The organism is Thermodesulfobium sp. 4217-1 (genome assembly GCF_039822205.1).
Taxonomy (GTDB): Bacteria; Thermodesulfobiota; Thermodesulfobiia; order Thermodesulfobiales; family Thermodesulfobiaceae; genus Thermodesulfobium.
In genome coordinates, this window is record NZ_JBAGBW010000001.1 from 1 (window position 1) to 26,469 (window position 26,469).

22 protein-coding genes, 1 pseudogene and 1 CRISPR repeat array (1 of these 24 only partly in view) are annotated in these 26,469 nt (G+C 38.4%); of the genes and pseudogenes, 17 read left to right on the plus strand and 6 right to left on the minus strand.

Translation table 11 applies throughout. The features are described from left to right. Nucleotides 1–93: 93 nt before the first annotated feature. Nucleotides 94–2,256, plus strand: coding sequence for a methyl-accepting chemotaxis protein (locus V4762_RS00005; protein ID WP_347313709.1), 2,163 nt, complete (start codon nucleotides 94–96; stop codon nucleotides 2,254–2,256). A 49-nt stretch (nucleotides 2,257–2,305) separates the two neighbouring features. On the opposite strand, the gene V4762_RS00010 is transcribed toward V4762_RS00005, so the two are convergent. Next, nucleotides 2,306–2,500, minus strand: a complete 195-nt coding sequence (locus tag V4762_RS00010) for a hypothetical protein (protein ID WP_108309989.1) — start codon at nucleotides 2,498–2,500, stop codon at nucleotides 2,306–2,308. Then, nucleotides 2,500–3,882 carry a YeiH family protein gene (locus tag V4762_RS00015; protein ID WP_347313710.1) on the minus strand — a complete coding sequence of 461 codons (1,383 nt, stop codon included), beginning with the start codon at nucleotides 3,880–3,882 and terminating at the stop codon, nucleotides 2,500–2,502. Before V4762_RS00015 ends, V4762_RS00010 begins: the two co-directional genes overlap by 1 nt. Before the next feature lie 375 nt (nucleotides 3,883–4,257). Between V4762_RS00015 and V4762_RS00020 the strand changes: the two genes are divergently transcribed. The 4 genes from V4762_RS00020 to V4762_RS00035 all read left to right on the plus strand — a co-directional run bounded on the left by V4762_RS00020 (nucleotide 4,258) and on the right by V4762_RS00035 (nucleotide 8,441). After that, a complete protein-coding gene (locus tag V4762_RS00020) occupies nucleotides 4,258–5,409 on the plus strand; it encodes a quinolinate synthase (protein WP_347313711.1) in 1,152 nt (383 codons plus the stop codon). Continuing rightward, the gene (locus tag V4762_RS00025) at nucleotides 5,406–6,965 is read left to right on the plus strand and encodes an L-aspartate oxidase (RefSeq protein WP_347313712.1); all 1,560 of its coding nucleotides are present in this window, start codon (nucleotides 5,406–5,408) and stop codon (nucleotides 6,963–6,965) included. The genes V4762_RS00020 and V4762_RS00025 overlap by 4 nt, the downstream gene beginning before the upstream one ends. Beyond that, nucleotides 6,962–7,813 carry a beta/alpha barrel domain-containing protein gene (locus V4762_RS00030; RefSeq protein ID WP_347313713.1) on the plus strand — a complete coding sequence of 284 codons (852 nt, stop codon included), beginning with the start codon at nucleotides 6,962–6,964 and terminating at the stop codon, nucleotides 7,811–7,813. Before V4762_RS00025 ends, V4762_RS00030 begins: the two co-directional genes overlap by 4 nt. A 61-nt stretch (nucleotides 7,814–7,874) precedes the next feature. Continuing rightward, entirely contained in the window at nucleotides 7,875–8,441 is a 567-nt protein-coding gene (locus V4762_RS00035) for a DJ-1/PfpI family protein (protein WP_347313714.1), read from the plus strand. A 209-nt stretch (nucleotides 8,442–8,650) separates the two neighbouring features. Here V4762_RS00035 and V4762_RS00040 read toward each other — a convergent pair whose 3' ends face one another. Continuing rightward, complete coding sequence (locus V4762_RS00040) at nucleotides 8,651–8,980, minus strand: ArsR/SmtB family transcription factor (RefSeq protein WP_347313715.1); 330 nt, start codon at nucleotides 8,978–8,980, stop codon at nucleotides 8,651–8,653. A gap of 250 nt (nucleotides 8,981–9,230) precedes the next feature. Here V4762_RS00040 and V4762_RS00045 point away from each other — a divergent pair, with 250 nt between their 5' ends. Beyond that, nucleotides 9,231–10,526 (plus strand): magnesium transporter, encoded by a 1,296-nt coding sequence (locus V4762_RS00045; protein WP_347313716.1) that lies wholly within the window; start codon nucleotides 9,231–9,233, stop codon nucleotides 10,524–10,526. A 1-nt stretch (nucleotide 10,527) separates the two neighbouring features. Beyond that, the gene (locus V4762_RS00050; RefSeq protein ID WP_347313717.1) at nucleotides 10,528–11,781 is read left to right on the plus strand and encodes an Nramp family divalent metal transporter; all 1,254 of its coding nucleotides are present in this window, start codon (nucleotides 10,528–10,530) and stop codon (nucleotides 11,779–11,781) included. A 48-nt stretch (nucleotides 11,782–11,829) separates the two neighbouring features. Here the strand turns inward: V4762_RS00050 and bioB are convergent, their stop codons facing one another. Beyond that, entirely contained in the window at nucleotides 11,830–12,774 is a 945-nt protein-coding gene (gene bioB / locus V4762_RS00055; protein ID WP_347313718.1) for a biotin synthase BioB, read from the minus strand. A gap of 114 nt (nucleotides 12,775–12,888) precedes the next feature. On the opposite strand from bioB, the gene V4762_RS00060 reads away from it, so the two are divergent. Continuing rightward, the gene (locus V4762_RS00060; protein WP_347313719.1) at nucleotides 12,889–13,779 is read left to right on the plus strand and encodes a protoglobin domain-containing protein; all 891 of its coding nucleotides are present in this window, start codon (nucleotides 12,889–12,891) and stop codon (nucleotides 13,777–13,779) included. On the opposite strand, the gene V4762_RS00065 is transcribed toward V4762_RS00060, so the two are convergent. Further along, complete coding sequence (locus tag V4762_RS00065; protein WP_347313720.1) at nucleotides 13,776–14,432, minus strand: flavodoxin family protein; 657 nt, start codon at nucleotides 14,430–14,432, stop codon at nucleotides 13,776–13,778. The two genes, V4762_RS00060 and V4762_RS00065, sit on opposite strands and share 4 nt — an antisense overlap. A gap of 231 nt (nucleotides 14,433–14,663) precedes the next feature. On the opposite strand from V4762_RS00065, the gene V4762_RS00070 reads away from it, so the two are divergent. The 7 genes and pseudogenes from V4762_RS00070 to V4762_RS00100 all read left to right on the plus strand — a co-directional run bounded on the left by V4762_RS00070 (nucleotide 14,664) and on the right by V4762_RS00100 (nucleotide 23,728). Next, nucleotides 14,664–15,404 (plus strand): N-acyl homoserine lactonase family protein, encoded by a 741-nt coding sequence (locus tag V4762_RS00070; protein WP_347313916.1) that lies wholly within the window; start codon nucleotides 14,664–14,666, stop codon nucleotides 15,402–15,404. A gap of 407 nt (nucleotides 15,405–15,811) precedes the next feature. After that, nucleotides 15,812–17,560, plus strand: a complete 1,749-nt coding sequence (locus V4762_RS00075; protein ID WP_347313721.1) for an autotransporter outer membrane beta-barrel domain-containing protein — start codon at nucleotides 15,812–15,814, stop codon at nucleotides 17,558–17,560. 159 nt (nucleotides 17,561–17,719) lie between these two features. Next, the gene (locus tag V4762_RS00080; RefSeq protein WP_347313722.1) at nucleotides 17,720–20,239 is read left to right on the plus strand and encodes an autotransporter outer membrane beta-barrel domain-containing protein; all 2,520 of its coding nucleotides are present in this window, start codon (nucleotides 17,720–17,722) and stop codon (nucleotides 20,237–20,239) included. 539 nt (nucleotides 20,240–20,778) lie between these two features. Next, nucleotides 20,779–20,922 carry a hypothetical protein gene (locus V4762_RS00085; protein ID WP_347313723.1) on the plus strand — a complete coding sequence of 48 codons (144 nt, stop codon included), beginning with the start codon at nucleotides 20,779–20,781 and terminating at the stop codon, nucleotides 20,920–20,922. After that, nucleotides 20,912–22,048: a Fic family protein gene (locus V4762_RS00090; protein ID WP_347313724.1), complete on the plus strand. Its 1,137-nt coding sequence runs from the start codon at nucleotides 20,912–20,914 to the stop codon at nucleotides 22,046–22,048. Before V4762_RS00085 ends, V4762_RS00090 begins: the two co-directional genes overlap by 11 nt. A gap of 278 nt (nucleotides 22,049–22,326) precedes the next feature. Beyond that, nucleotides 22,327–22,699, plus strand: a pseudogene (locus V4762_RS00095) (hypothetical protein). A gap of 30 nt (nucleotides 22,700–22,729) precedes the next feature. Next, nucleotides 22,730–23,728 (plus strand): type II toxin-antitoxin system antitoxin SocA domain-containing protein, encoded by a 999-nt coding sequence (locus V4762_RS00100; RefSeq protein ID WP_347313725.1) that lies wholly within the window; start codon nucleotides 22,730–22,732, stop codon nucleotides 23,726–23,728. Nucleotides 23,729–23,731: 3 nt separating this feature from the next. On the opposite strand, the gene V4762_RS00105 is transcribed toward V4762_RS00100, so the two are convergent. Next, nucleotides 23,732–23,950, minus strand: coding sequence for a hypothetical protein (locus V4762_RS00105; RefSeq protein ID WP_347313726.1), 219 nt, complete (start codon nucleotides 23,948–23,950; stop codon nucleotides 23,732–23,734). Between the two features lie 137 nt (nucleotides 23,951–24,087). On the opposite strand from V4762_RS00105, the gene istA reads away from it, so the two are divergent. Beyond that, nucleotides 24,088–25,539, plus strand: a complete 1,452-nt coding sequence (istA, locus tag V4762_RS00110) for an IS21 family transposase (RefSeq protein WP_347313727.1) — start codon at nucleotides 24,088–24,090, stop codon at nucleotides 25,537–25,539. Next, nucleotides 25,536–26,267: an IS21-like element helper ATPase IstB gene (gene istB, locus V4762_RS00115; protein WP_347313728.1), complete on the plus strand. Its 732-nt coding sequence runs from the start codon at nucleotides 25,536–25,538 to the stop codon at nucleotides 26,265–26,267. Before istA ends, istB begins: the two co-directional genes overlap by 4 nt. 97 nt (nucleotides 26,268–26,364) lie before the next feature. After that, a CRISPR array of direct repeats spans nucleotides 26,365–26,469; the repeat unit is 36 nt; unit sequence GTCGCAATCCCTTATTCTTCAGGGAATTCTTCTAAC (it continues 3,696 nt past the right edge of the window).

The window sequence follows — 26,469 nt, forward strand, 5'->3', positions numbered from 1 at the left end:
CTGCTAAAAGGGCTCTATTGACAAAATAATAAACTTATATAACAATAAACATTGTAATAATTACTGCTAAAAACTAATATTTAGGGGGTAAAAATGTTCAAAAACATGTCTTTGCAAGCCAAGCTAATTTTAGCTTCCACGCTATCATTCGTAGTTATCGGTCTTTTAGTTATTTGTATAGTATCCTTCCAGATGAACAGCTACAATCAAACTATGATGCAAAAAGTTACTATTCTTTCTGACAGAATGATAGACAAGGATGTAGGCGGAATTGAAAATTATGTAAGAGGCTTAACAAAAGACGTTGCAAATACTCAAAGGATCAAGGCAGATATACAGTCAAACAACATGAATGCCCTATCAACCCTCGTAAATTCATTTTTAGATTTAAAAGAAAATCCAGATTTCTTTTGCATAGTTACCGATCAAACTGGCAAAGTAATATATACCACTCTTGGACAAAATTTTGTTGGAACCGATCTTAGCGCTCAACCCCCGATAAAGGCAGCTCTGTCAGGAAAGTCGGGAGCAGGCTTTGAAACTGCAAAACTAGTAAAGCTAGCAATAAGGGCTTATGATCCTATTTACGACGACAGCGGAAAACTTATAGGAACAATACACATAGGCAGAAAGATTTCTGACTCTAATCTATTCGTAGACCAGCTAAAAAAAGATACCGGTTCAGATGTAACCTGGTTTCTGGGAGATGAAAGGGTAGCCACTACTTTTGAAGACATTAAAGTAGGCACGAAACAAGAGAGTCAGAAAATAATAGAAGAAGTCTTGAAAAAGGGCGAAAGTCCTATTGTAAAAACTGAACATGGCGGCAAGAGCTACCTTACACGCTTTGGGCCCATTAAGGATACAAGCGGTAATATAATAGGTATGAATTCTACTTCAATAAACACTGCAGAATACGATAATTATTTTAGAAATATAGTTCTGTCGTTAATTGGCGCAATAATTTTAGTATGTATCGTCTTGATAGGCATTTTCTTCGCTTTTATAAAGAGATCTATAGCAAAGCCTATCAACTCTCTTACCAAGGGCATAGAGGATCTTTCTACTGGCGACTTTACGCTTAAGCTCCCTGAGATGAACAAAGACGAGCTGGGAAGGATAAAGGATGCCACAGAAAAGTTAAGGCTTTATCTGGTAGAGATACTGTCAAAGATAAACGTAATACAAAGCGAAATACATTCGTCTAGTAAGGATATGCTGGTATCTTCGAACTCTTCCAAGCTCGCAGCAGGAGAAAGCAAGAAGGCAAGCGAGAATATGGCAGATGCAGCTACCAATCTGTCTCAGAGCGCTCAGGAAATATCAAATCAGGTTCAGCAGCTTCTGAGTGCAATAGACTCTATCGCATCAGGTTCTGAGTCACTGGCAAAGAGCGCCACAAACCTGTCAGAAAAGACAGGCGCAATAGCTGACAGATCTGAGCAGATTGCAACAGATGCAAAGGCAGTAGACGATCTTACCAACAACGTAAATAAGGACGCAAGAGAGGGCGCAAAGATAATTCAGGAGACACAAAACACTATGAACGCTATAGTCAATTCTGTAGAGAATCTCTCAAGCGTGATGAACGGCCTCAAAGAGAGGTCTCTTGAAATAGGCAAGATTGTGGACGTGATATCAGGAATAGCAGAGCAGACAAATCTACTTGCCCTAAACGCAGCAATTGAGGCAGCAAGGGCTGGAGATGCGGGAAGAGGCTTTGCAGTGGTAGCTGACGAGGTTAGAAAATTAGCTGAAGAGTCACAAAGAGCAGCAGTTGAAATTGGAAATATGATAAATCAGACGATAAAAGAGACAGAGAAGGCTGCAAGCTCCATGAACGAAACGAAAGAAGGCGTCCTAAGAGGATCGTCAATGAGCGATAGAACAAGCGAGGCATTTAAGAATATATTAAACGCAATAGAGAGACTCTCTGAAAAGATAGATATGACAACACAAAATATAACTACTATTACCAAGGGAGTACAGGAAATTGAAACAGAGGTATCAAACCTTGCAGCACTTTCAGAAGAAAACAGCGCATCAAGCGAAGAGATGGCGGCAGCGGCCAAAGAGATATCCACAAACGTAGAAGGAATTGCAGCTACCAGCGAAGAGATGGCGGCATCCAGCGAAGAGGTGGCGGCATCTGCTCAGGAGAGCGAAACAATGGCAGAGCAAATTGACACCGAAGTAAATAAGCTGACTGAAAGAGCAAAAGAATTAAAGAGCGAGTTAGACAGGTATAAGTTTTAATTAAAGATACTATTGCCACGAGACAAAATACTTGTCTCGTGGCAATTTTTTACTTTGGAACGAATTCCTTACAAGCCTTTCTTGATGGAAGAAAAATTCTGTCATTCTTCATACAAAGTCCCGCATCTGCCCTAGTGCTGCCGTATGCAGAGCTCAATACAGTAAAGCCTGGAAAGGTTTTCTCAAATTTCCCAGGATCGTTCATAAAAAAAGAACACTTGGAACAATTTTGCAAACTTTTCATTATTTTAAAACGCTCCAGAAACCATAAAACACCTGTGTAGACATAAACCATCCAAGGAACACGTTTACCACAACTCCTATTGAAAATGCAGCAGTGGCAGCCCATCCAACCGACTTAAGATCCTTGAATCTGGTAGTCAGACCTATGCTTGCAAAACAAAATATAAAGGTCCATGTTCTAAGAGAAGAAATAGGAGCTATCAAGTTAGGGTTAACGTTCTTAGCGAACTCTGCAGCCGAATATCCTGATGTAACCAAAGTCATTATGATAGATGCCACAAAAAACCCTATAACGAACTTCGGAAAGCGCCACCATATCTCCATTGGAGAAGGGGCTACTCCACACTCTTCCTTTTCCCACTTCATACATGCTATAAGTGCAAAAACAAATGACCAGATACCTATCCACATATCTCTACCTATAACCTTCATCAAGGTAAAGGCATGTAGAGCCGAAGTTTCATTACCAACCATGTGACCATAGGATACTGCAGCAGCAAAGCCCGCTGCATCAGCAAACTCCGAAGTTCCAATCCATGCGCCCGCAACACCAGCAGGTAAACCAAGCGCCTTCGATACAAATGGAAGCACGATGATCATTATCAATGCAGCTATAACAACCAAAGTGACCGTAGAGTAAAGGTGTTCCTTCTTCGCTCCAACTGCACTAGCTCCAGCCATAGCGGCCGAGACGCCGCATATTGCACCGCCCATGCCTAAAATTGTTGCAAATCTCTTGTCGAGCTTAAAATACTTTGTCCCAACAAAAAATATAGTTAAACAGGTTATCACAGAGATTACTGTAGCCTGCGTCAACGCAACAGGCCCAGCAGAGACAACAAGCGCGATAGGAAATGTAGCGCCAAGAAGGACTATACCAGTCTTAATATAGTATTCAACCCTAAAGCCATCGTCCAGCCAACGTGGGATGGGCAAAACGTTTGCAAGGAGAAGACCCAGAACAAGGGCAACTAACGGGGGCTCAAGGTTGAAATATTGTGCATATTTCCAGCCACCAATAGCAAAAATTATAATAGAAAAGATATAAAGAAGGGTAAAAGATGGTATAAATTTGGAAGGCTTAACCCCCATAATTGCTGTAGAAATGGTAAAAAAGATCAACCAAAATACATACTGCATAATATACTGAGGAGCGTTTGCTCCAAGGTGTGCAAAGATCTGACCTACATTGTCCCACTTTAGACCCCCTGGATTAATAGCAATTGCTTTTACAAAAGAACTCCCCGAAGTAAAAGCAAAATATGCAGCCAAAACAACAAAAAGCCCAAGCCAAATAGCCCACCAATCTTCTTTTAGGTAAAGATCGGTCCATCTTGATTTTGGCGGAGCACTTTGTACAACATCATCTTTACTGTTTGACATGTTGAGACCTCCATCTAGATTAAGTAATAATTTAATCGCTGCAACAAAAAACATACAAACCCGATCACTCTAACATCTGCATCTATTCTAAAGCGCATAAAACCAGAATAAATTCTATAATCCACCACCTCCTAAATTACAAACATAAGTCAATTAGATGTTTATAATAAGTATATTGTATATCTTATAAAATTGATAAGTCAAATATATTTATATAAATATAGTTATATGCCCAATATAGAAATGTAGGCTATTTGTTGAGTTATTTGACCATATATAAAGAAAGTTGATATACTCATAAGAAATTGATATGTACAAATCCCAATCTAAAATATAAACTTAAATTAAGACAATCAAAACCAAGGGGTGAACATTTTGTACGAGAAGATTTCTGTCAATTCTTTAGGCACTAAATGGCACGATCTATTTAATAGATACGCAGACGATCTTTATCCTGGGAGATACACTCTGGAGATGTGCAGAGATCTTGCAGATATTTATTCAGAGATAAATGAACTAAAGAACAAAAAAGATTCTGCAATACTCTCTCACAACTACCTTTATCCTGAGTTTCATGAAATTTCAGATAGCATAGGCGACTCCTTAGGGCTGAGTCTGTTCGTAAAAGAAAGACAGTGCAAAAGAGTGGATTTTCAGGGAGTTTTTTTTATGGGCTCAAACAGCAAGATTGTAGTAGGAGAAGAAAAAAGACTATTTGTGCCAGATAGACCAGAGAATTTAGGCTGCTCGCTTGTAGATTCAATCGACATATCGTATATAAAGAGGTGGAAAGAAAAATATGATGGCATCGTAATAAGCTACATTAATAGCGACATATATACGAAATCTTTAAGTGACTATATATGTACGTCTCGAAATGCTGACATGGTAATTATAAACGCTATAAAGAGATTCAACGGGAAAAGGATATTGATACTGCCAGATAGGAATCTGGGAAGGGTAATGAAGGCAAGGGCGATAGACATATTGCAGGGAGAAGGCATAGATGTAGATCCAGATATCATAGACGTCTATGACTTGGAAAAATCATATTGCCACGTACATGAGAAAATAGATCTAAACTATATCTTAAAAGCAATAGAAAAGCACCCAGAAAGCGACTTCTTAATACACCCTGAGTCTAGTTGCAGTTTTGACCTATACAATATGACAAAAAAAGACAAAAACCTTCAAAAGAGGGTTTACATAGTTTCCACCGAACAGATGATATCATCTGCAAAAAATTCTTCAGCGAAAAACTTTGTCGTGGGCACTGAAAAGGGGATGATATATAGACTTAGGAAAGAGGTTCCAGAAAAAGGATTTTTGCCAATAGATTTCGCAGAATGCGAATATATGAAAGCGAATACATTTGAGAAACTCCTTGAATCCCTGAAAGATGACAAATATGAAATCCTAATTTCAGATACAGAAGAAACAGAAATTAAAGAAAATGTCATATACCTGCCTCAGAAAATCGCCGAAAAAGCAAGAATTGCAATAATGAGGATGTTAGAAATAAAATGAGCACAATTGAATGCGAAATTTTAATAATAGGAGCAGGTATTGCAGGCCTTACGTGCGCAATAAAACTGGCAGACAGAGGTAAGAATGTAGTAGTAATCAATCGCTCAGAGGATCCAGAAGAGTCTAACACCAAATATGCGCAAGGAGGCATAGTTTGGTGGGGAGAAGACGACTCGGTCGAACTAATAGAAACAGATATTGAGGAGGCAGGAGACGAGGTTGGAAGAGAAAGCGCTATAAAGATTATCGCAGAAGATGGCCCTGTACTGGTTAAATATCTTTTGATAGACAGGCTTAGGATAAATTTCGATAAGGACTCGTTTGGCAATCTTCACAAAACACTTGAAGGAGGCCACTCAAAAAATAGAATTATACATGTGGCAGATCAAACAGGACTTGCCATACAAAAAGCGCTTTTTCAAGAGGCAAAAAAGCATCCAAATATAAATATACTCTCGTCAACTACCGCCATAGATCTGATAAGCACAACCCACCATTCAAAAAATAGAGATGCGATATATCAAGGCACAAAAATTCTTGGAGCATACATCCTTGAGAGAGGTTCTAAAAAGATAAGCAAGGTGCTCGCTTCATATACGATCATCGCAAGTGGCGGAGTTGGAGCGGTTTACGAATACACTACCAACCCTGAAGGCGCCAGAGGCGATGGGATCGTAATGGCAAAAAGAGCAGGAGCTCACGTAATCAATATGGAATACATTCAATTTCATCCAACAGCCTTTAAGAAAGACAGCTGCAAATCATTTCTCATATCAGAATCTGTTAGAGGAGAGGGTGCAATACTGTTAAATGATAAAAAGGAAAGGTTTGTAGAGTCTGAGCTCTTGCCCAGGGACGAGCTAACCAGGCTCATATATAAAGAGATGAAAAAAGGCGGCACAAAAAATGTCTGGCTCTCATGCGAACCAATTATGAAAAGGGGCATAAAGCTCGAAGAGAGATTCCCAAAGATATTTTCTGACTGTCTTGAATGCGGGATTGACATAAGAAAAGACCTAATACCAGTAGCGCCAGCATCTCATTACCTGTGCGGCGGCATAAGGGTCGATGAATGGGGAAAAACTAATTTAGCAAGGCTTTATGCTATAGGAGAGGCATCGTGCACAGGACTTCACGGAGCAAACAGGCTCGCCTCCACCTCTCTTCTGGAAGGTCTTGTCTGGGGGATAAGATCTGCCGAGAACATCATTGGCAACTTCTCCAAAGAAGATATAGAATCCTTTCAAATATCGGATTGGGACGAAAGATTTATTTTAAAAGAGCCAGACTTTACACTAATTGACGAATATCTTTCAAAAATAAAAAATATAATGTGGGAAAGAGTAGGCATTGTTCGCTCTGAAACAGAGCTTCTAAAAGCAATGAGGGCTCTGATGATGCTTTCTGTAGAGATAGTGGAAATGTACAGAACGTCAAAACTTTCTGACGAGCTAATCGGTCTGAGAAATACTATTGAGATAGCAATAGAGATCACGTCTTGCGCAAGAAGAAATAGACTGAGCAAAGGAGCGCATTATAGGGAGGACACTTTATGAACTTCAAGGATGTTCTGAAAGAGAGAATACATCACGACTTAGGTTTTGATTTTTATAGAAAAGATGGCTATCCATATTCAAAATTTGAAATAATCTTCAAAGAGAACGCATTGATTGCAGGGACTATATTCATACCTACAATTATAAAAATTGTTGAAGAGGGATTTTTTCTTGAAGGTTTCGAGGAGTCTGAAAGTTATAAATTTGACATTATAAAAAGAGATGGAGAGAAGACTTCTTCCAGAGAGACCATTATGTACGTATCTGGAAACGCAAACGTACTTTTAAAGGCTGAAAGAACAATTTGTAATATTTTATCTGAACTGTCAGGAATAGCCACTCACGTAAACGAGGTTCTGTCAGACTCAGACCGAAGCGTATTCTTGCTCGATACAAGAAAAAACGACCCATTGTTTAGGCCAGAGCACAAGTATGCCATAAATCTTGCAGGAGGAAGAAATCATAGATCTGGTTTTTTTGACGGGATACTTATAAAGGACAACGATATAGCTATATTTGGTTCAATCAAATCTGCTATTGATAACTCGCTAAAAACATCAAAGCTCTTAACCAAAATCGAGATAGAGGTTGGCAATATTGAAGACCTGAAAGCTGTTTTGTCAGATGGCAGAGTGGACGCGATATTGTTAGACAATATGTCGGCACAGGAGCTAAAGGTTGCAACCGAGATCATATCCCAATCGAAAAAAAGGTATCTTGTTGAGGCATCAGGAATAAAGGAAGAGGATATCAAAGACGTGTCTAAAACAGGAGTAGAATTTATATCTATGTCATCTCTTATTAGAAGGGCAAGATATATAGACATATCAATGAAAGTCTTAATTTAATTTTGATAATCTTAATGTTAAAATATAAATAATTACTAATATAGCTTTAAGGAGGTATTTTATGCCAAAAATTTTAATCTTAACGGGCGATTGCGCAGAGGACTATGAAGTAAAAGTCCCCCAACAGGCCTTGATGCTCTTGGGCTATGACGTAGAAATTAGCGCCCCAAACAAGAAGGCAGGAGACACGCTTCAGCTTGTAGTGCACGACTTTACAAACCTTGATACCTACATTGAGTTAACAGGCCACAGGATACCAGTGGACATAGCCACAAAGGATGTCAAGGTAGAAGATTATTTAGGATTGGTAATACCTGGAGGAAGGGCCCCTGAGTACATCAGAAGGTACAGCGAAGTTGTAGAGGTTACAAAAAAATTCTTTAGCTTGGACAAACCAGTTGCATCTATCTGCCACGGTTCCCAACTATTAGCCGCTTGCGGTGTATTGGCTGGCAGAAAGATTACCAGCTATCCAGCATGTGCTACTGAATGTATGATTGCAGGCGCCAATTGGGTTGATCAGGACGTAGTGATAGACAAGAATCTTGTAACAGCTCAAGCATGGCCAAACCACCCGCTTTGGCTTAGAGAATTCGTCAAACTGCTCGGAGCAAAAATAGAAATTTAATATGTATCAACACAGTAAGAGGGCACAAATTATTTTTTGCGCCCTCTTATCCATAATTTCATACTAAAAAAGCAAGTGATGGCAATCCATGCCATCTGAAAGGTGGATGTGGCTCAAGTAGTGCAAAAAAGAGACCTAAACCATTCCATAGCCTACCTCCACATATTTGATAATTATAATAATTCTAACATATCAAAATTGCAAAACGATTAAATACTTCTTAAATTCTTATACAATTCTTCGTGTCCTTTTGCCTGATCGTTCAAGGTCTTCTTTGCATCTATGACAAGATCCATAACTGACGGCAACAGTATTTTATAAAAAACTTTTTGGCCATCTTTTCTGGAATCTATAATGCCTTGCTTTTTAAGAATCCTAAGGTGCTGGGACAGATTTGACTGCTCTACACCTATCTCTCTTAAGAGCTCGCATACGCACCTTTCTTGTTCACTTAACGTTAACAATATCTGAATTCTGAGGGGGTGAGCCAAAGTCTTAAAAACTTCAGATATCATTTGGTATGCCAAAACCTTCTTCATGCTATCCTCCTAACATAATATTCATAGATTTTAAGAAAAAAAATTCCAAATATTTATATTATTATATTATAAATTCTCAGAATTTAGAATAGACTTTACAATGTTTACATAGCAATTTAAATCTGTTAAACTTTCAAATGAATATATTTTCTTACGGAGGTGATTTGCATGGATGATATACCAGATTTATGCTGTTTAAAATTCTTTGAATTTGAATTTTGCAAATCACCAAAATGTAAGGAGGTATATTGTGTCTTATGTGAAACTTATTTCAGAATTTTATCTAAGCACACAGATCAATCAATCTATATTTGATAAAGATAAAAAGAAAGTTGCCAATCTTAGAGATATAGCTATTTGTTGGGACAAAAATATCCCGATTGGAAGAGGCATCAAGTTTTTAAAAGGTTCTAATAAGCTAATAAACATAAACCACATAAAAGAGTGGACTAAAGATTCAATAATTCTTGATACTACCCTTGAAAAGGCAGCTGACATCGTGGCAAGAGATGAAGACATCTACATAGTAAAGTGGATACTTGACAAACAGCTCATAAACCTTAAAGGAAAGAAAATAGTCAGGGTAAATGACATAAAAGTTTCTTTTTTTGTCAAGGGTTTAGAAAAAAAATTGATACTCCTTGCGATCGATATAGGTTTTTCAGGGATTCTAAGAAGACTGGGTATAAATTTTTTAGAAAATAAGGTCAGGCCTCAACTGATTAGCTGGAGCTATCTTGCTCCAATCAGCAAAAGGACATCGAGTCTGCAGCTATCTACTGAATACAAAGGGCTAAAGGACCTTCACCCTGCTGATATTGCCGATATTATTGAAGACCTTAGCCAGACAGATAGGGACAAAATAATAGAAAGTCTTGACATAGAAAGCGCTGCAGAGGTATTGGCAGAGGCTGATATTGAAACTCAGGTAAACGTCATTGACTCTCTTGACGCAGAGAGGGCTGCAGATATCTTGGAAGAGATGCCATCTGATGACGCAGCAGACATTTTGAGCGAGTTAGATGAAGAGAAATCTCAAGAAATACTCGAACATATGGATCCAGAGGAAGCAAATGAAGTAATAGAACTGATGAACTATGAAGACGAAGACGTAGGATCGTTGATGACAAAAGACTATATAACCCTTACTGGAGATGAGACTTCAGAAGAGGCACTAAACAAAATTAAAAAAATAGCAGAAGAAGTAGAAACCATCTATGTTTCATACGTAGTTGACAGCGAGGAAAGACTCATAGGGGTAGTATCTTTAAGAGAGATATTGATCTGTAGGCCAGACGAAAAAATAAAAGATGTTATGCAAAAAAACATTATAAGTCTTAATCATTTCGATCATCACGACAAAGCTCTTGAAATATTCGCTAAATATAATCTATTTACAATGCCTGTGGTAGATAACGAAAACAAACTTCTCGGAATGATTACGGTAGATGATGTGCTGAGACTTCTTATGCCCGATAGAAGCGATGCTGACACCTTCTCAAGGTTTGACTCACTGAAAAAGTTTTTGCGAGAAGGAGGGGAATAAGATGGAGAACAAGCTCTCAATTTTTAAAAGAATACTGCTATTTTTAGCCATAATGGGTCCTGGGATAATTACGGCAAACGTAGACAACGACGCTGGTGGAATAGCTACCTATTCTATAGCTGGTGCTACAACAGGCTATAAGCTTCTCTGGGTATTAATCCCTATGACAATCGCACTTATAGTAGTTCAGGAAATGGCTGCAAGAATGGGTGCGGTAACTCGAAAGGGATTAGCGGACCTGATTCGTGAAAACTTTGGCGTAAAAATGACCTTCTTGATACTCATAGGGATACTAGTAGCCGACTTTGGAAACACCATATCTGAATTTGCAGGCATTGCTGCAAGTATGGAAATCTTTAATATAAGCAAATACATTTCAATTCCTATTTGCGCAATATTTGTATGGTGGACGGTTTTAAAAGGCTCGTATAGATTTGTAGAGAGAATATTTTTATTTGCATGTCTTATATATCTTTGTTATATACCATCTGCCTTTATGGCGAATCCACCTTGGGGAGAGGTTGCCAGAAATATGGTTACGCCTCATATCGAATTTAGCGCCTCGTTCTTATCTATACTTATAGGCTTTATAGGAACTACCATTACCCCCTGGATGCAATTCTATATTCAATCTGCTACTGTCGAGAAGGGCCTAACAGAAAAAGAGTACAAGTATATAAGGCTAGACGTAATAACAGGAAACATAATGACAAACGTGATAGCCCTTTTCATTGTGGTTAGCTGTGCGGCAACTCTTTTTGTGCACAAGGTAAATATAGTTGATGCAAAGGACGCAGCTCTCTCTCTGGCACCTTTTGCGGGAAATTTCGCATCCACACTATTTGCAATAGGACTTTTCAACGCGTCTATTTTTTCTGCTTGTATACTCCCCCTTGCCACCGCCTATTATGTGTGCGAGGCTATTGGCTTTAATGCAGGACTTGATTTTACTTGGAAAGAGGCGCCAGTTTTCTACGCTCTAACCACTTTTTTAATCTTGGTGGGCGCAATTGCAATATTGATACCACACGCTCCCCTAATACCTATAATGTTTTGGTCTCAGGTTATAAATGGTGTAATACTGCCATTTGTGCTCCTATACATGCTAAAGATCATAAATAACAAAGATATAATGGGCGAATATACAAATTCAAGAACATTTAATATAATCGCATGGCTCACAACTATCATCTTAATAGTCTTAACCTTGCTTATGGTAATCACTTCTATCTTCCCAAATTTACTCCCATCGTAATTTTATTGCCCAGAGAGAATACAAGTTCTCTGGGCAAATTACATTCATTTAAACTTTAATTAGCTCTAAGTCTCTTATTAGCTCAAGGTCTCTTTCTATCTCTTCTCCTGGTCTGGTAAGATACCCCCCTATCATCAATGCATTGGCGGCGGAATTTAGCGCTAACTTTTGATATTTTCCAAGAATACTTTCTCGCCCAGCACAAAGCCTGATAGTAGCAAAGGGCAAAACAATCCTAAATATTGCCAGCGTTTTCAACACATCTGATTTCTCAAGAACTTTAATGCCTCCAAGAGGAGTGCCCTTAATAGGTATCAGAACGTTAAATGGCACAGACTTTATACCAAGGTTTTTGAGAGTAATTGCAAATTCTACTCTTTGATCAAAGGTCTCGCCCAAGCCTATGATCCCACCGACACATGGAGTGAGACCTACGCTCTTAACAGCCTCGATAGTCTCAATTCTCTCATCATACGAATGAGTGCTGCATATATTCTCAAAAAAACTCCTTGAAGACTCGAGGTTGTGGTGATATGTGGTAACTCCCACTTCTTTTAACCTGATTAGATCTCTTTCTTTGACTATCCCCAAAGACGCGCAGAGCCCAATATCCACTTCATCTTTAAGTTTCTCAAAAACTGGCAATATTTCATCCATCTCAGCACTTGTAGGGCCTCTCCCACTCGAGACCAGAGAAAACCTCTTGGATCCATAATTTTTCATCAATCTTGCCTTTGAAACTACATCTTCAACGCTAACTTTTCTAAAGTCCACTCCTGTATTGAAGTGAGAGGATTGAGCACAAAAAGAGCAATTTTCGGTACAGCTGCCTGTCTTGTAGCTGATAATCGAACAGGCTTCAAAAGATGAAGAATACTTATCCTTTATCTTCCTGGCAATCATAAGCAAACGATCCGTATCAAGATTTAAAAGGCCATATATAGCCGATTCGTTTAATCTATTTTCTGGATCAAAGTTCTCTATATCAAACATAGTACCTCCTTGGAATCTCTTCGATAAACTCTATAAAGCCTATCAGCAAATCTTACACAAACAAATATTTTTTTGTGTTAAAATTAAATTAATTATTGAAAAAGGGGTAAACACTTGGAAAGTTCTGAAAGCATAAAAAAAATTTATAATTTCAAAGAAATAGATAAGGACAACCTTGAATCCCTGTGCCCTGCTGCAAGACAAAACGCCGATAACTTTTTAGATGCCCTTTATAGCTTTTTGAGCACGTTTCCTGATTATAACAAATTTCTCGGCAATACTGAAGTCAGAAAAAGACACAGAGAAAGGTTCAAAGCCTGGTTTTTGGAATTATTCTGTGGCAAATACGACGAAAGCTATATTATAAGAACTCAAAAGATTGGACACGTTCATGCCGATATGGGCCTGCCTACACACTACGTTAGCGCAACAATGAGCTTTGTAAGATATTTCATTCATCAGACGATTCTTTTGTCCTGTCCAAACGAAGAGGAAAGAATAAACTGTAGAGAATCAGTCGACAAGATCTTAGACATAAATCTTGACATACTAACCAGTTCTTATGTAGACGAAAATAAAATTTATATTGCTCGAACAAACATAGAAAGCAAGATAGTTAGAATCAGCTCAAAGATATCTTATTACTTTGACATTGCCCTTATATTGGCCCTTGTGTTTACAAGCTTTATGATATTTGTCCTGTTTTTATCTGATATTTATAACTTCATAAGGAGCACTTCATCATTTGAGAGCAGCGTAATAAATATCCTTGGAGCTATGCTTATAATCTGGACAATTAGAGAGCTTTTAGAAGAAGAGCTAAAAAGGCTAAAGGGCAAAAAATTTGCCCTCAATATATTTATAAGCCTTGCAATGGCAGCTATGCTCAGAAAAATATTGATATTTTCCTTAGAACCTCACAACTCTACAGAAGTAATAGTGCTTGGCTTTCTGGTATTGATACTTGGCATAGTGTATTGGCTTATGAACCAGAGCTCCGATTAAAGGCTATTTTTCGACTCGGCAAACCTCTCGCCCATTTCATAAGCCCTTTGACAGTCTTTTGGAAACTCCTCTGCTCTCCTTTTCGCTTTTGCTTCTACGTTAAACTTTGGCGCCACATATTTCGAATAAGTGCTAAACTGATAAGTGTCTGTGACATACATAGTTTCTATAGAGCCAAATATTCTTGCAAGCGAAAATTCTGTTCTCTCAAATATCTTCTTGTAGGAGAGCTCCTCCATCATCTTCTCGTTCACGCCCATAGTATAAATAAATCCAACAGGGATCTTTCTCTTAAAAAGGGTAGAATACTGCTCATCGTAAACCAAATATGGAAACGCAAGTCTTTCTATGAAGCATCTCATCTGACCAGTTACATTGGAGAAAAAAATTGGAGAGCCTAAAATAAGAGCGTCTGCCTCTTCAATTTTTCTTAAAACAGGCTCTAAGTCATCTTTTACTGAACACCTGCCATAGCTCTTGCCATTCTTAAGCTTACAGTTAAAGCAGCTTATGCACCCCTTGTAACTTAAGTCATAAAGATGAACTATCTCAGCACTCGCACCCTTTGAAAGCGCCCCATCAACAGCCCATTTTAGCAGTGTTCCTGTATTAAAATCCTTTCTTGGGCTGCCATTCACAGCTATTATGTTCATAACAGGCCTCCTTATTTAATTTATTCTTCTTGTGCTATTTCATTAAAACTCAATTCAAAACAGCATGCAGATAAATTATATTATAAATCAGAAATTATGCCTGGTGCTTAAAAATCTATAACAAATCGTGAGGGCTAATATTTCTATAAGAAATATTATTATAACCATATTCATATATTGTGATAGAATAATATATATAAAAACATTTAGGAGGAAATTAGATTGGAAGAAATTAAATATAAGATTCATCCAATAGTCTTAGGAAGCAAAAGTTTTGACAAGAGTATGATGACGTATCAGTTTAACTATGGCAAACCTTTTGTGGTACCTATTTATAGTTGGTATTTAGAAGGTGGCAGCAAAAATATTCTAATTGACACAGGCGAGTTTATGCCCCTAAAGTCCAAAGACAGAGTTGATGCCCTGGGGACAAAAATATATAGCTTCGAGGAAGGACTCTCGAAGTATAATCTCACCCCAGAAGATATAGACATAGTAATTCACACTCATCTGCATAACGACCACTGTGAAAATGATTCAAAGTGCAAGAACGCAATATTTTACGTTCATGAAAACGAGCTAAAACAGATCCATGACCCGCATCCGCTCGACTTTAGATATATGGAAGACTTTATCTTAGATGCCGAGGAAAATAATCGGATCATATCTCTGAAAGGTGATGCAGATATCCTACCTGGTATAAAGATGATCTACACGCCTGCGCACTCGCCCGGCGGTATGTCTGTACTGGTAAACACTGAAAAAGGCAAAGTGCTAATAACAGGCTTTTGCGTAATAGACGAGAACTTCAACCCGCCACCAAATGTAATGGGGATGGGAATGGAAGTAATACCTCCAGGGACCCTGATAAATTCATACGAAGCATACGATATTTTAGTAAAAGTTAAAGAGATGGCCGACATCATAGTCCCACTGCACGAGCCAATATTTGCAAAAATAGAGACAATTTAGACACACCTAATCAGTAAAGAGCTGGCTTAAAATGCCAGCTCTTTTTTATTTTAGGCAAATTTATAATTATATTTCTTCCAAAATTTCTGAGAGACATTTAAAATGCAATATAGTCCTCAGAATTAAATATATTTGATCCGCGCTATCCCAGCAATGTTCGACAATGATTTAGATTTTTTACATAATATTGATAAATTAAATTTGACAATATAATAGCTATATAGTATCTTTCATCACAGGGAGGTAATTTAAGGGAGGTACCTCATATAAGACGGCATTAAAATCGGGGGCATATTCAGGATAATATTAATTTGATTCTTGGGAATGCTAAAAAAATTTTTAGAAAAAATCGCTTATTATTCGCTTAATTTAATTTCAGTTTTTCAAAAAACAGGGAGGAATAGTATATGGGTCAAAGTTACATTCGGGGGCATATTCAGGATAATATTAATTTGATTCGGGAAGTATTGCAGGAATGTTTTAGAAAAAATCGCTTTATAATATGTCCAATTTACTTAAAATTCTTCAAAAATGAAGGATGGAATCCTACCCCTATCAGAGATGTTTTTGCAATACCAAAAAACTCCATAAGAAAAAACATCAGAACATATATAGATTTATTTGCAGTAGGCGTTAAGGAAGAATACCATAAATCAATGCTAAAGTGCTCTAAAAGATGGGTGGAAATAAGTTCGGTGCTGTGTGGCAGAAGTGTGAAAATTTTGTTTTTCTCCCTTTCATTTCTGGCAGTTGCACAGCTATGGGGGCAGATCCCTGTCAGAGCAGCAAGCCTCACCGTTGACACGAGCGTGGGCAACTCCCCTTATAGTATCACTACGAACACTTCATACAACAATGAATCGGTTGGTCTGAGCTTGAACGGCGGAATAATGAACCAGGCGGGTTACCTAAATACAGTCTACAATACGCTCAATGTAGGCGCGCAGTACAACGCTCTTGGAGCCTACAACCTCAGCGGGACCGGCAACCTCAATGTGGTGATAACCACTGTGCCCGCTGCGTGGGAATATATAGGAGTTAGCGGCGGCACGGGGACCTTCAACCAGTCGGGCGGGACCAACAACATGCCAGGCGGCATACTGTTTGTTGGGTCAGACGTCTTGGGGTCGGGCAAGGGTGGCACGGGTACATACAATCTCAGCGCAGGAACCATTACTTCTACTAGACAGGGAGTGGGTGGAAACGCTGGGCCGGGGACGGGCGTCGAGGCAATCGGTGACAGCGGGGGAAACGGGACATTCAACCAAACAGGCGGGACCAACAACTGCAATAATGGCGTATTTGTCGGCTCTGATACCGAGTGGGTGTATAGCGGTTACAAGACCGCGCACACGGGAGGCACGGGGGTGTACAACCTCAGCGGTGCGGACAGCATCCTTATAACAAGCGGAGCGATAGCAGGCAATGCTAGGGGTGGAGAAGTAGTAGGCGACGGCGGTGGTATTGGGACATTCAATCAATTTAGCGGGACAAATAATGCCACATGGAGCGGCCTGGCTGTCGGGTCAGACGTTTACGGATCGGGCTATGGCGGCGTAGGCGTGTTCAATCTCTATGGGGGGAGCCTCTCTGCTTCCCCGTTGCCTGAATCCATCACCATTATTCCAGCCATTGGTGGCGAAGTAATTGGCACAACGCGCGGAATCGGAACGTTCAACCAATTTAGCGGGACAAATACTGTTGAGGCGGGACTCTTTGTGGGCTCCAACATCAATTACGCCCTACAAAACAACGCGCGCGGGGGTGGCACTGGTACATATAATCTCAGTGGCGGGACACTTACTGCTAATGGATACTGGGCATCAGGTTCAACTGTTTTCGCACCTGGCGAAGCCATAGGTGTAGGTGGAGGCACAGGCACGTTCACTCAGACAGGCGGGACAAATACTGTTGTGGGCGGTCTGGGTGTTGGCATAAATTACTCGGGTACGGGTACGGGAACATACAATCTCAGTGGTGGGACACTTAGTGCCACTGGAAATGGAATATCTGGCTCGGCTGACTTCATGCCTGGCGAGTTAATAGGCGATGGAGGAGGCACAGGCACGTTCACTCAGACAGGTGGGACAAATACTGTTGTGGGCGGGACAAGTACGATCACAGGCGGATTATATATAGGTTCTGATATATTCTGAAATGGTAAAGCTGGAATCGGAACCTACAACCTCAGCGGAACTGGCAATCTACAGGCACTGGGAACAAACGCTGGTTTTTCGTGGGAATATATAGGAGTCAGCGGAGGCACAGGCACGTTCACTCAGACAGGCGGGACAAATACCATAACGGGCGGCTCGATGTTTGTCGGATCAGATGTTTTCGTATCGGGTGAAACCTCAACTGGCACATATAATCTCAGCGGAGGCACAATTGTTGTTACCAGATTACTCGAAGCTTCCGGAGCTGAGCTAATAGGAGATAGCGCAGGTATAGGTACGTTCAATCAGACAGGCGGGCAAAACCTGGACAACAATGGAGTATTTATAGGATCTGACGCTGCATGGCGCTATTCTAATAAATTAGTTAAAGGAAGTATAGGCATATACAATCTTAGCGGCGGCATCCTTAACACAGGCGGAACTGCAGTAGCAGACGTTACTGCAGGAGATGGTGGCGAGGTCGTTGGCGACGCAGGAGGTACAGGGATTTTTAATCAAACAGGCGGGACAAATATAGCCACAGATGGCGGCCTGGCTGTCGGGTCAGACATTTACGGGGCAGGTGTAGGCGGCGTAGGCACGTTTAACCTCAGCGGAGGCAGCCTTATTGCTTCCGGATTGGTTGGCTCTATCGGCGGCGAAGTCATCGGTACATGTCAAGGAATTGGAACGTTTAATCAGACGGGTGGAACAAATACGGTCCTGGCAGGACTGTTTGTCGGGTCCCAAGTAACTTATCCTTTGGCTCCAACCAAAAATATCACGCCCGGCACAGGCACATACAATCTCAGCGCAGGTACGCTTACTGCCAGCGGGAACGGGACTCCAGGAACCTCGGGTTACATACCCGGCGAGGATATTGGCGATGCAGGGAGCACAGGGACCTTCACTCAGACGGGTGGGACAAATACGGTCACCAACGGCCTGCTTGTAGGTACGGACTTATTTGACTCAATTGGCGCGGGCACAGGCACGGGAAAGTACAATCTCAGCGGAGGCGTCTTGCAGGCCGATTTCGAATGGGTAGGAGGCTCTAATGCAGGAACTTTCACCCAGACCGGTGGGATCAATATAGTTACCGGCAATAATGCCCAATACGGCATCGAAATGAACAGCGGCACTTATCACCTAAACGGTGGAATACTTAGCACAAGCTCCATCGACGGAAACCTTGACAATGAAGGCGGGGTCTTTATGCCATCAAAAGCTGGGTCAATTTTTACCGGCAATTATATACAGGGCAAAAACTCAGCCTTGCAAATAGGAATAGCCTCGTCTAGCAACTATAACTGGCTCGAAATGTCCAACACTGGGACAGTTCAGTTCAATGGTGGCACGATAGAACCGGTGCTCCAGGGTGGATTTGTCCCTATCCCTGGCCAAACATTTGATATTATCAAGGACGCACAAAATATAACAGGCACGCCCACGGTTGCCAATTTCACAGCGACTTTGGTGGGAATAGCAGGAAGTATACCCGACCCAGGAATAACAATCAGCGCAGCTCGAAATTACACTAACTCGGTGCTCACTCTGACACAGAATCAACGGCAGGTTGGAAATATGCTGAACGATATTTCCGCAACCACTACAGGAGATATCGGGACTGTTTTGCACACTATCGACAGCATACCAACTTCCCAAGCCAATTCAGTTGCCAACGCCTATCAACAGATCTCACCTGATATGGCGGCCTCTTTAGCCAATCTAGGTTTTGCGGCATCCAACTTCTTCCAACAAGATATCATCGACAGAATCACAAGCGATCGATATGCCAGACTTTCAGGAGAAAATACCGGGTTCTACGGACCTAATGAGACAAAAAAGTTAAACGGTTGGAGTTTCTATGCCGATCCACAAGTTTCCTGGGGCTCTCAGGATTCTACAGCAAACGAGACAGGTTATAATTTTTCCATTGTCGGGCTTACCGTAGGAGCAGATTACAGATTAAGAAAGGACCTGCTTGTCGGCGTAGCCAGTGGATATGCCCATACTTATGCAGGCTTCAACAATAATATGGGAAATGTGCAAAACGAAACCGTACCAATCATCCTATATGCATCTTACTTCCCAGGCAAATTCTATGCCTTCGGTTCGGCAGGATACACTGTGAACTCTTTTAACACGAATCGTCAAATCTCTTTTATCAACCGTACAGCATCTGGTTCCACAACAGGCAACATGTTGAATAGCTACGGAGAAGCTGGCTACAATCTGAGAGTCGGAAACGTTGTAATCACGCCTATGGCCAGCCTCTCATATTCCAGCATCTGGATCAATGGATTTGACGAAACGGGGGCAAACTCGCTCGATCTGCAAGTTGGTTCACAGCACGCCGAATCGCTTCAATTCAGCCCAGGCGTAAGACTTGATAGCACCGTAAAGTATGGCAAGGCTTTGGTTAAATACCAATTGTATGCGAACTACGCACACGAGTTCGCCAACGACAGCAGAAACATTAATGCTAGCCTTGCACAGGTTGGAATACCATTCAATTTCCAGTCCCAGCAATTGGGCAGAGACTTCGGAATAATTGGCGCAAATATCAATGTATATTCAGGAAAGAACTTTTCAGTGCATCTCGATTCCAACACGGAGATTGGACGCAATAATTACAGCGCGTCAATGGTCGATGCAAAGCTAAGTTTCAAGTTCTAAAGAGGGCCAACAGAAAATTGATAGACAAGATCAGGAACAGTTGAGCTAATATAAAGAACAAAATAAATAGGCCGAGGAAGGTGAAATATCCTCGGCCGCATTAAATAAAAATCTGAATTAATCAAATAGATAAGAATAAACTTTTAATAACTCTTCTCAATATTTCCAGCCTATCACTTTCAGATCATCCCAATCTTGTAAATTGACAGTGCGCTATAGGACGAGTGAATCATAGGGGGAATTTAAATCCTGAATATGCAACAACTATATGTAAAACTAAAAAGTCCATAAAACATTGCTACAAAGGCATTTGTGGGCTTGTTTTATTTTATTTGCTGCAAAAGTCAGGAGCATGTAACCTTCAAAATTTCTGAGAGATATTTAAAAATGCAATAAATCTTTAAATAGCCATTTAATTTGCGATCAAAGTTGGTTTAAAAAACATTGAAAAATGGTGGTAATATAAACGAAATACTTTATAGCAAGGTATGACTGAGCAGTTTAAGTTTATTTAATAAACTTTTGGAGGGCGAAAATAGGTGAGAAAAAACAAGAAAGCAACTTTTGAGAAGATTGCTGGAAACTTAGTAAAGGTAAAATATGGCTTTTCTTATTTTACTTTCAAGGCTAAAAGTAAAATAAAAGAATTTATAATTTACTTTGGTGAGCAAAATGAATATTAAAAATTTCACAGCCGGCGTTTATAAAAAAGGCTATAAATATTCTTATTTTGTACCTGAAAAAATCAACCATACATTCGTATGGACAGATGAAACAATTAACGAGCTACTTGAGCAAGCATCTTTAAAACTAGGAGAATTAAACTCTTTTTCACGCTTAGTGCCCGATACAGATATGTTTATTATTATGCATGTATTTAAGGAAGCTGTTGTATCAAGTCGCATTGAAGGGACAAAAACAGATATTGAAGAGGCTCTTAATGATGAAAAAGATATAGATCCAGAAAAGCGCGATGATTGGAAAGAAGTTAATAACTATGTTGTCGCTATGAATAATGTTATAGAAGAGCTAAAAATCCTGCCTCTATCAAATAGGTTAATAAAAAATACACATAGAGTTTTATTATCAATTGGCAGAGGCGAACGCAAAACTCCAGGTGAATTTCGGCATTCACAAAACTGGATCGGTGGCACTACATTGGCCGATGCAGCATTTGTTCCGCCTGCGAACACAGAATTACCAGAATTACTTTTTGATTTTGAAAATTTTCTAAACAACCATGAGATTAGGGTTCCACACTTAGTAAAAATTGCTATAGCTCATTATCAGTTTGAAACCATACATCCATTTTTGGATGGAAATGGTAGAGTTGGTCGATTATTAATTACACTTTATCTTGTTGCAAATGGAATACTTGAAAAACCTTTACTGTATCTTTCAAGCTTTTTTGAAAAGAACAAAACTTTGTATTACGATAATTTGACCTTTGTCAGAACAAAAAACGACCTTGCACAATGGATAAGATATTTTTTGACCGGTATCATTTTAACCGCTAGTAATGCAGTAGAAACATTGCAACAAATAATTCGTTTAAAAGAAGATATAGAAAAAAATCGTATTTTAACAATGGGCAAAAGGTCAAAACATGCGATGGATTTTCAGCATAAGCTTTTCAGAAAACCAGTTGTAAATGTAGGAAATGTCCAAAAAATGACTGGACTTTCACCAAGAGCAGCGAATAATCTGGTTCAGGTATTTGTTGAAAAGAAAATATTGGTTGAAAAAACTGGATATCAACGAAATCGAATTTTTGTTTTTGAAGAATACATGAGATTGTTTAAGGAATAAATTTTATTTTAGAGGCAGAAACAAACAATTAAAAGGCTGGCTTTTGCGTAATATACGAAAATTTCACCCCCGCCAAATATAATTAGGAATTAGGAATGGAAGTAACGCCTCAAGGCACAGAAAATATATAATAAAATATTCTTTGTAAATCAATTAAATTTTAAAAATGTATTAATTGATACATTAAATTTGACAAAAAAAATAAATATAGTATCATTTTATCATAAAGAGGTGATTCAATGAATCAGCACCATAATCAGAGCTTCACTTAAGAGCAGATTGATTTGATTCGAGAAAGGATACAAGATTGTATCAGAGAAGACCGATTTATTGTATCAAAAAATGAAAATAGACAAGAAAACAGAGATTTTATAGTTGAATATAACCTAAACACCAAAAAAACAAAAAAAGATTTTGCTTAGCATTAAAACAATAGATTTTTGCCATTCATTGCAAAATACAAAAGAAGGGTTCGAATGGGAAGTTTTATATGTATTTTGTCCGCAGGTTCAGCTATTTAACTTCGATAGCATAGAAGAAACAATTGACATTTATATTAAATTTAATGTAATTGAAACTAAAAATAGAAAAATAGTTGTTGTAGTATCGTTTCACAAGCGCAACAAACCGATTGACTATCTTTTCCGATAATCAATCAAAAGATTTAAGAGGAGGTGTGTTATGAATAGAAAAATGACTTTTTGCGAGGAATGCAGAAGAGATGTTAAATATTCGGTAGAAACTGCATTGATCAAGGCAAGGCTCAAAGGTAAAGATTATGAATACTCTGGAAAAAGAGCTGTATGCAAAGAATGTAAGAGTGAGATTTATGTAGCTGACATAGAAGACGAAAATCTTAAGGCACTATATGATTCTTATCGCCAAAAAAACAACATTATTTCGCTGGAAAAAATATTGGAAATTCCTAAAAGATATAATATCGGAAAACGTCCGCTTTCATTGCTTTTAGGCTGGGGTGAAATGACTTTTTCGAGATATTGCGATGGAGATATGCCCACAAATCAGTATTCAGAAATTCTTCAAAGAATTTATGATGACCCTGCGTATTATAAAGAATTATTGGATAAAAATAAAGATAATTTAAGATCATCTCATACATATGAAAAAAGTAAACGAAAGGTGGATGAGCTGCTTGGAAAGCAAGCAAACTCGGGATCAAAGTTAGATTTGATAATTCAATATATGCTTTATAAATGTGAAGACATAACCCCACTGGCTTTACAAAAAGCTCTATATTATGTTCAGGGCTTTTATTATGCCTTTGAAAAAAGATTTTGTTTTGACGATGATTGTGAAGCATGGGTTCACGGGCCGGTTTACAGAGATATATACAACAAATATTCGTCCTATAAATTTGATCCCATTGAAAGCATTGGAGATTTCGACGAATCGGTTTTTACAACTTCAGAAAAAGCTATATTAGACAGTGTCATTAAAAACTTCTGCTGTTATAGCGGAAACACACTGGAAAGGTTTACCCATCTGGAAGAGCCATGGTTACATATCAGAAGTAAATTGCCTGTAGGAATGAATTCCAATATTATAATACCCAAAGAATTGATCAGTGGATACTTTATCGCAGTGAAAGAAAAATTTCATATGCTTACCCCTGGAGATATAGAAAAATATTCAAAGGATATTTTCAAACAAGTAAATTAATCTTTATAATATATTTCTTATAAAATTTAAAAGAACTTTTTCTTTCAACCTATCCCTGGGAGTTATGTTATAGCCTTCTTTATAGTGCTTGATAAAATATTTTTTAAGGATTGATATCTTCGCTTCGTATTTATTCTGCAAATCTTTTGATAATTGAGCATCATCTTTAGATTCTAATTTTAGTTCGTCTTTAAGCCTATTAAAAATATTTTTCAATATCATTTCATTAGAATCGTCATTATCAAAATCTGATAGCAGTTCCTGGATAGTGTTAATGGTACTATAAATTCCCCAGGTAGGGAGCGTTTAAATTCCCCACAATAAAATATAAAATACCTCCTATGTTAGGAGGTAAAAATATGAAGGAGATTTGTATGTACTATTCAGTAAAGAGTATGTTGGACTTAGGCAAGAATATATCTCAAATAGCACGTGACTTGCATTTGGATAGAAAGACCGTAAGAAAGATAAGGGACAAGATTAAATCAGAAGGAATAAAACCACCTATTATAGAAAGAAAGAGTATTTTAGATGATTATAAAGATTTTTTGCTTAACGGTCTTCAGAACAAACTAAGCGCTAGGCTTATGCATCAGAAACTCTTGGAAGAAAGGAATATTTCAATAAGTTATTCTGCTGTAAAAAGATATGTAGCAAAGTTAAAAGGTCCTAATTTTCCATATATGCCTGTAATTACACCACCAGGACAAGAGGCGCAGGTGGATTTTGGATATGCAGGATACTTTGAAAAAAATGGAAAGAAGGTTAAGGTCTGGATATTTTGTATGAAACTCTCATCAAGTAGATACTCTTATTATGAGCTTGTTACTAACCAGAGCGTTTCTGTTTTCATAAAGTGTCATATAAACGCTTTTGAATTCTTTACAGGAGTTCCCAGAGTAGTCAGTATAGACAACCTAAAATCAGCGGTTCTAAAAACAAGCTTTTATGAGCCATTAATCCAAAAAGAATATGCAGCACTTCTCCAACACTATAATTGCGAACCAATAACCTGCAGACCAAGGACACCAACAGATAAGGGCAAGGTAGAGTCTGGCATTAAGTATGTTAAAAATAATTTCTTAAAGGGTCTTGACACAAGAGATTATTATGATGCTTCAGAAAAACTAAAATATTGGATTAATAATATCTGCAATACAAGACTTCATGGGACAACAAGAAAAATACCTAAAAATGAATTTGAAACAGTAGAAAGAATGCACCTTACAGCTCTGCCTCTTGAAAGATATGAAATTGTTGATATTCAAAAAAGGACTGTTAACGCTTACTCCCATATATCGTACAAATACAACTACTATTCTGTACCAAGAGAATATATAGGACAGGAGCTTACAATAAAATCAAATGGTTCTTTGTTAAGAATATATGATAAACACTTAAGAGAAGTTGCAGTCCACTCGATATCTTTATCTCAAGGTGAATTCATAACAAACAAAATTCACAATCCAAAGTTAGAACACTTTTTATCAAGGCCATATGAATACGAAGAAAAGATGAGAGAAATTGGTAAAGATGCCAAAGATTTTTTCTTCAAATTAAAATCTTTAAAACCTAATAGTTATCATAGAATTATCTCTGGCATACTACACCTAAAAGATATATACAGCAATGAAGTTATTAACCAATCTTTAAAAAGAGCAAATCTCTATGGCATATATAACTATCTATCCATAAAGAAGATAATTCAGGAAGGTATATACAACAATAAAGAGACCAGTGGTATTTGTTTAGCAGGTGGTTTTGCTAATGACTTATCAATCTACGATAGGCTTACAAGAGGTCAAGAGTGAAAGATATAATAAACAAACTATCAAAGCTAAAACTTCAAGGTATAGCAAAATCTATAGAAGCAAGAAATGCCTTTGCAATTGAATCTAATTTAAGCTATATAGATTTTTTGTCTCTATTAATAGAAGATGAATTTACCAACAGACAGACTAATTCTTATAAAAAGAGATTTTCAAGTTCAAAGCTTGATCCTAATAAAACACTTTTAGATTACGATTTCCTCTATCAACCAGAACTAAATAGAAAAATGATATTGGATCTATCTTCTTGCAATTACATTAAAGAAAAGAAGAACATAGTGTTTATGGGTAATCCAGGAGTAGGAAAAACTCACCTTGCAAATGCTTTAGGCATAGAAGCTATAAAGCTTGGATACAAAGTTATTATGATACACACGAGCGATCTTTTAAACAAACTCTTAATTGCAAAAGGAGATGGTACTTATTACAACACTTTAAAAGATCTACTCGATGTTCATCTATTAATTATTGACGAAATAGGGTTTAAAAGGATAGATACAAATGCAGTAGATGAGTTCTTTGAAATAATAAGAAGGAGGTATGAGAATGGCTCAATTATAATAACCACGAATAGACCGTTTGAGGAATGGGCAAATGTATTTGGGGATGCAGTTCTCGCATCTGCTATAGCAGATAGAATCATACACCACTGCTATGTTTTTAAAATAACTGGTAAGAGCTACAGGATGAAGGAGTTGATAAAAAAGTAAGTAAGACAAACTGGGGAAAATAAATGCGCCACAGGTGGGGAATTTAAATTGACTTTAACATCTCTGTAGGAAAAAAGCTCTTCTCTTCGTGGGAAGAGTCGCAATCCCTTATTCTTCAGGGAATTCTTCTAACTAGGCCGCTTGTTAGAGTTGGAGCCACGTGGGTAAGTCGCAATCCCTTATTCTTCAGGGAATTCTTCTA

What these genes read in the sequence shown, in the direction of transcription:
- V4762_RS00005 (WP_347313709.1), top strand. Translation starts at nt 94, where the DNA reads ATGTTCAAAAACATGTCTTTGCAAGCCAAGCTAATTTTAGCTTCCACG.
- V4762_RS00035 (WP_347313714.1), top strand. Translation starts at nt 7,875, where the DNA reads ATGCCAAAAATTTTAATCTTAACGGGCGATTGCGCAGAGGACTATGAA.
- bioB (WP_347313718.1), bottom strand. Translation starts at nt 12,774, where the DNA reads ATGTTTGATATAGAGAACTTTGATCCAGAAAATAGATTAAACGAATCG.
- V4762_RS00015 (WP_347313710.1), bottom strand. Translation starts at nt 3,882, where the DNA reads ATGTCAAACAGTAAAGATGATGTTGTACAAAGTGCTCCGCCAAAATCA.
- V4762_RS00090 (WP_347313724.1), top strand. Translation starts at nt 20,912, where the DNA reads ATGAATATTAAAAATTTCACAGCCGGCGTTTATAAAAAAGGCTATAAA.
- V4762_RS00030 (WP_347313713.1), top strand. Translation starts at nt 6,962, where the DNA reads ATGAACTTCAAGGATGTTCTGAAAGAGAGAATACATCACGACTTAGGT.
- V4762_RS00040 (WP_347313715.1), bottom strand. Translation starts at nt 8,980, where the DNA reads ATGAAGAAGGTTTTGGCATACCAAATGATATCTGAAGTTTTTAAGACT.
- V4762_RS00075 (WP_347313721.1), top strand. Translation starts at nt 15,812, where the DNA reads ATGGGTCAAAGTTACATTCGGGGGCATATTCAGGATAATATTAATTTG.
- V4762_RS00100 (WP_347313725.1), top strand. Translation starts at nt 22,730, where the DNA reads ATGAATAGAAAAATGACTTTTTGCGAGGAATGCAGAAGAGATGTTAAA.
- V4762_RS00080 (WP_347313722.1), top strand. Translation starts at nt 17,720, where the DNA reads ATGTTTGTCGGATCAGATGTTTTCGTATCGGGTGAAACCTCAACTGGC.
- V4762_RS00025 (WP_347313712.1), top strand. Translation starts at nt 5,406, where the DNA reads ATGAGCACAATTGAATGCGAAATTTTAATAATAGGAGCAGGTATTGCA.
- V4762_RS00105 (WP_347313726.1), bottom strand. Translation starts at nt 23,950, where the DNA reads ATGATATTGAAAAATATTTTTAATAGGCTTAAAGACGAACTAAAATTA.
- V4762_RS00050 (WP_347313717.1), top strand. Translation starts at nt 10,528, where the DNA reads ATGGAGAACAAGCTCTCAATTTTTAAAAGAATACTGCTATTTTTAGCC.
- V4762_RS00065 (WP_347313720.1), bottom strand. Translation starts at nt 14,432, where the DNA reads ATGAACATAATAGCTGTGAATGGCAGCCCAAGAAAGGATTTTAATACA.
- V4762_RS00010 (WP_108309989.1), bottom strand. Translation starts at nt 2,500, where the DNA reads ATGAAAAGTTTGCAAAATTGTTCCAAGTGTTCTTTTTTTATGAACGAT.
- istA (WP_347313727.1), top strand. Translation starts at nt 24,088, where the DNA reads ATGAAGGAGATTTGTATGTACTATTCAGTAAAGAGTATGTTGGACTTA.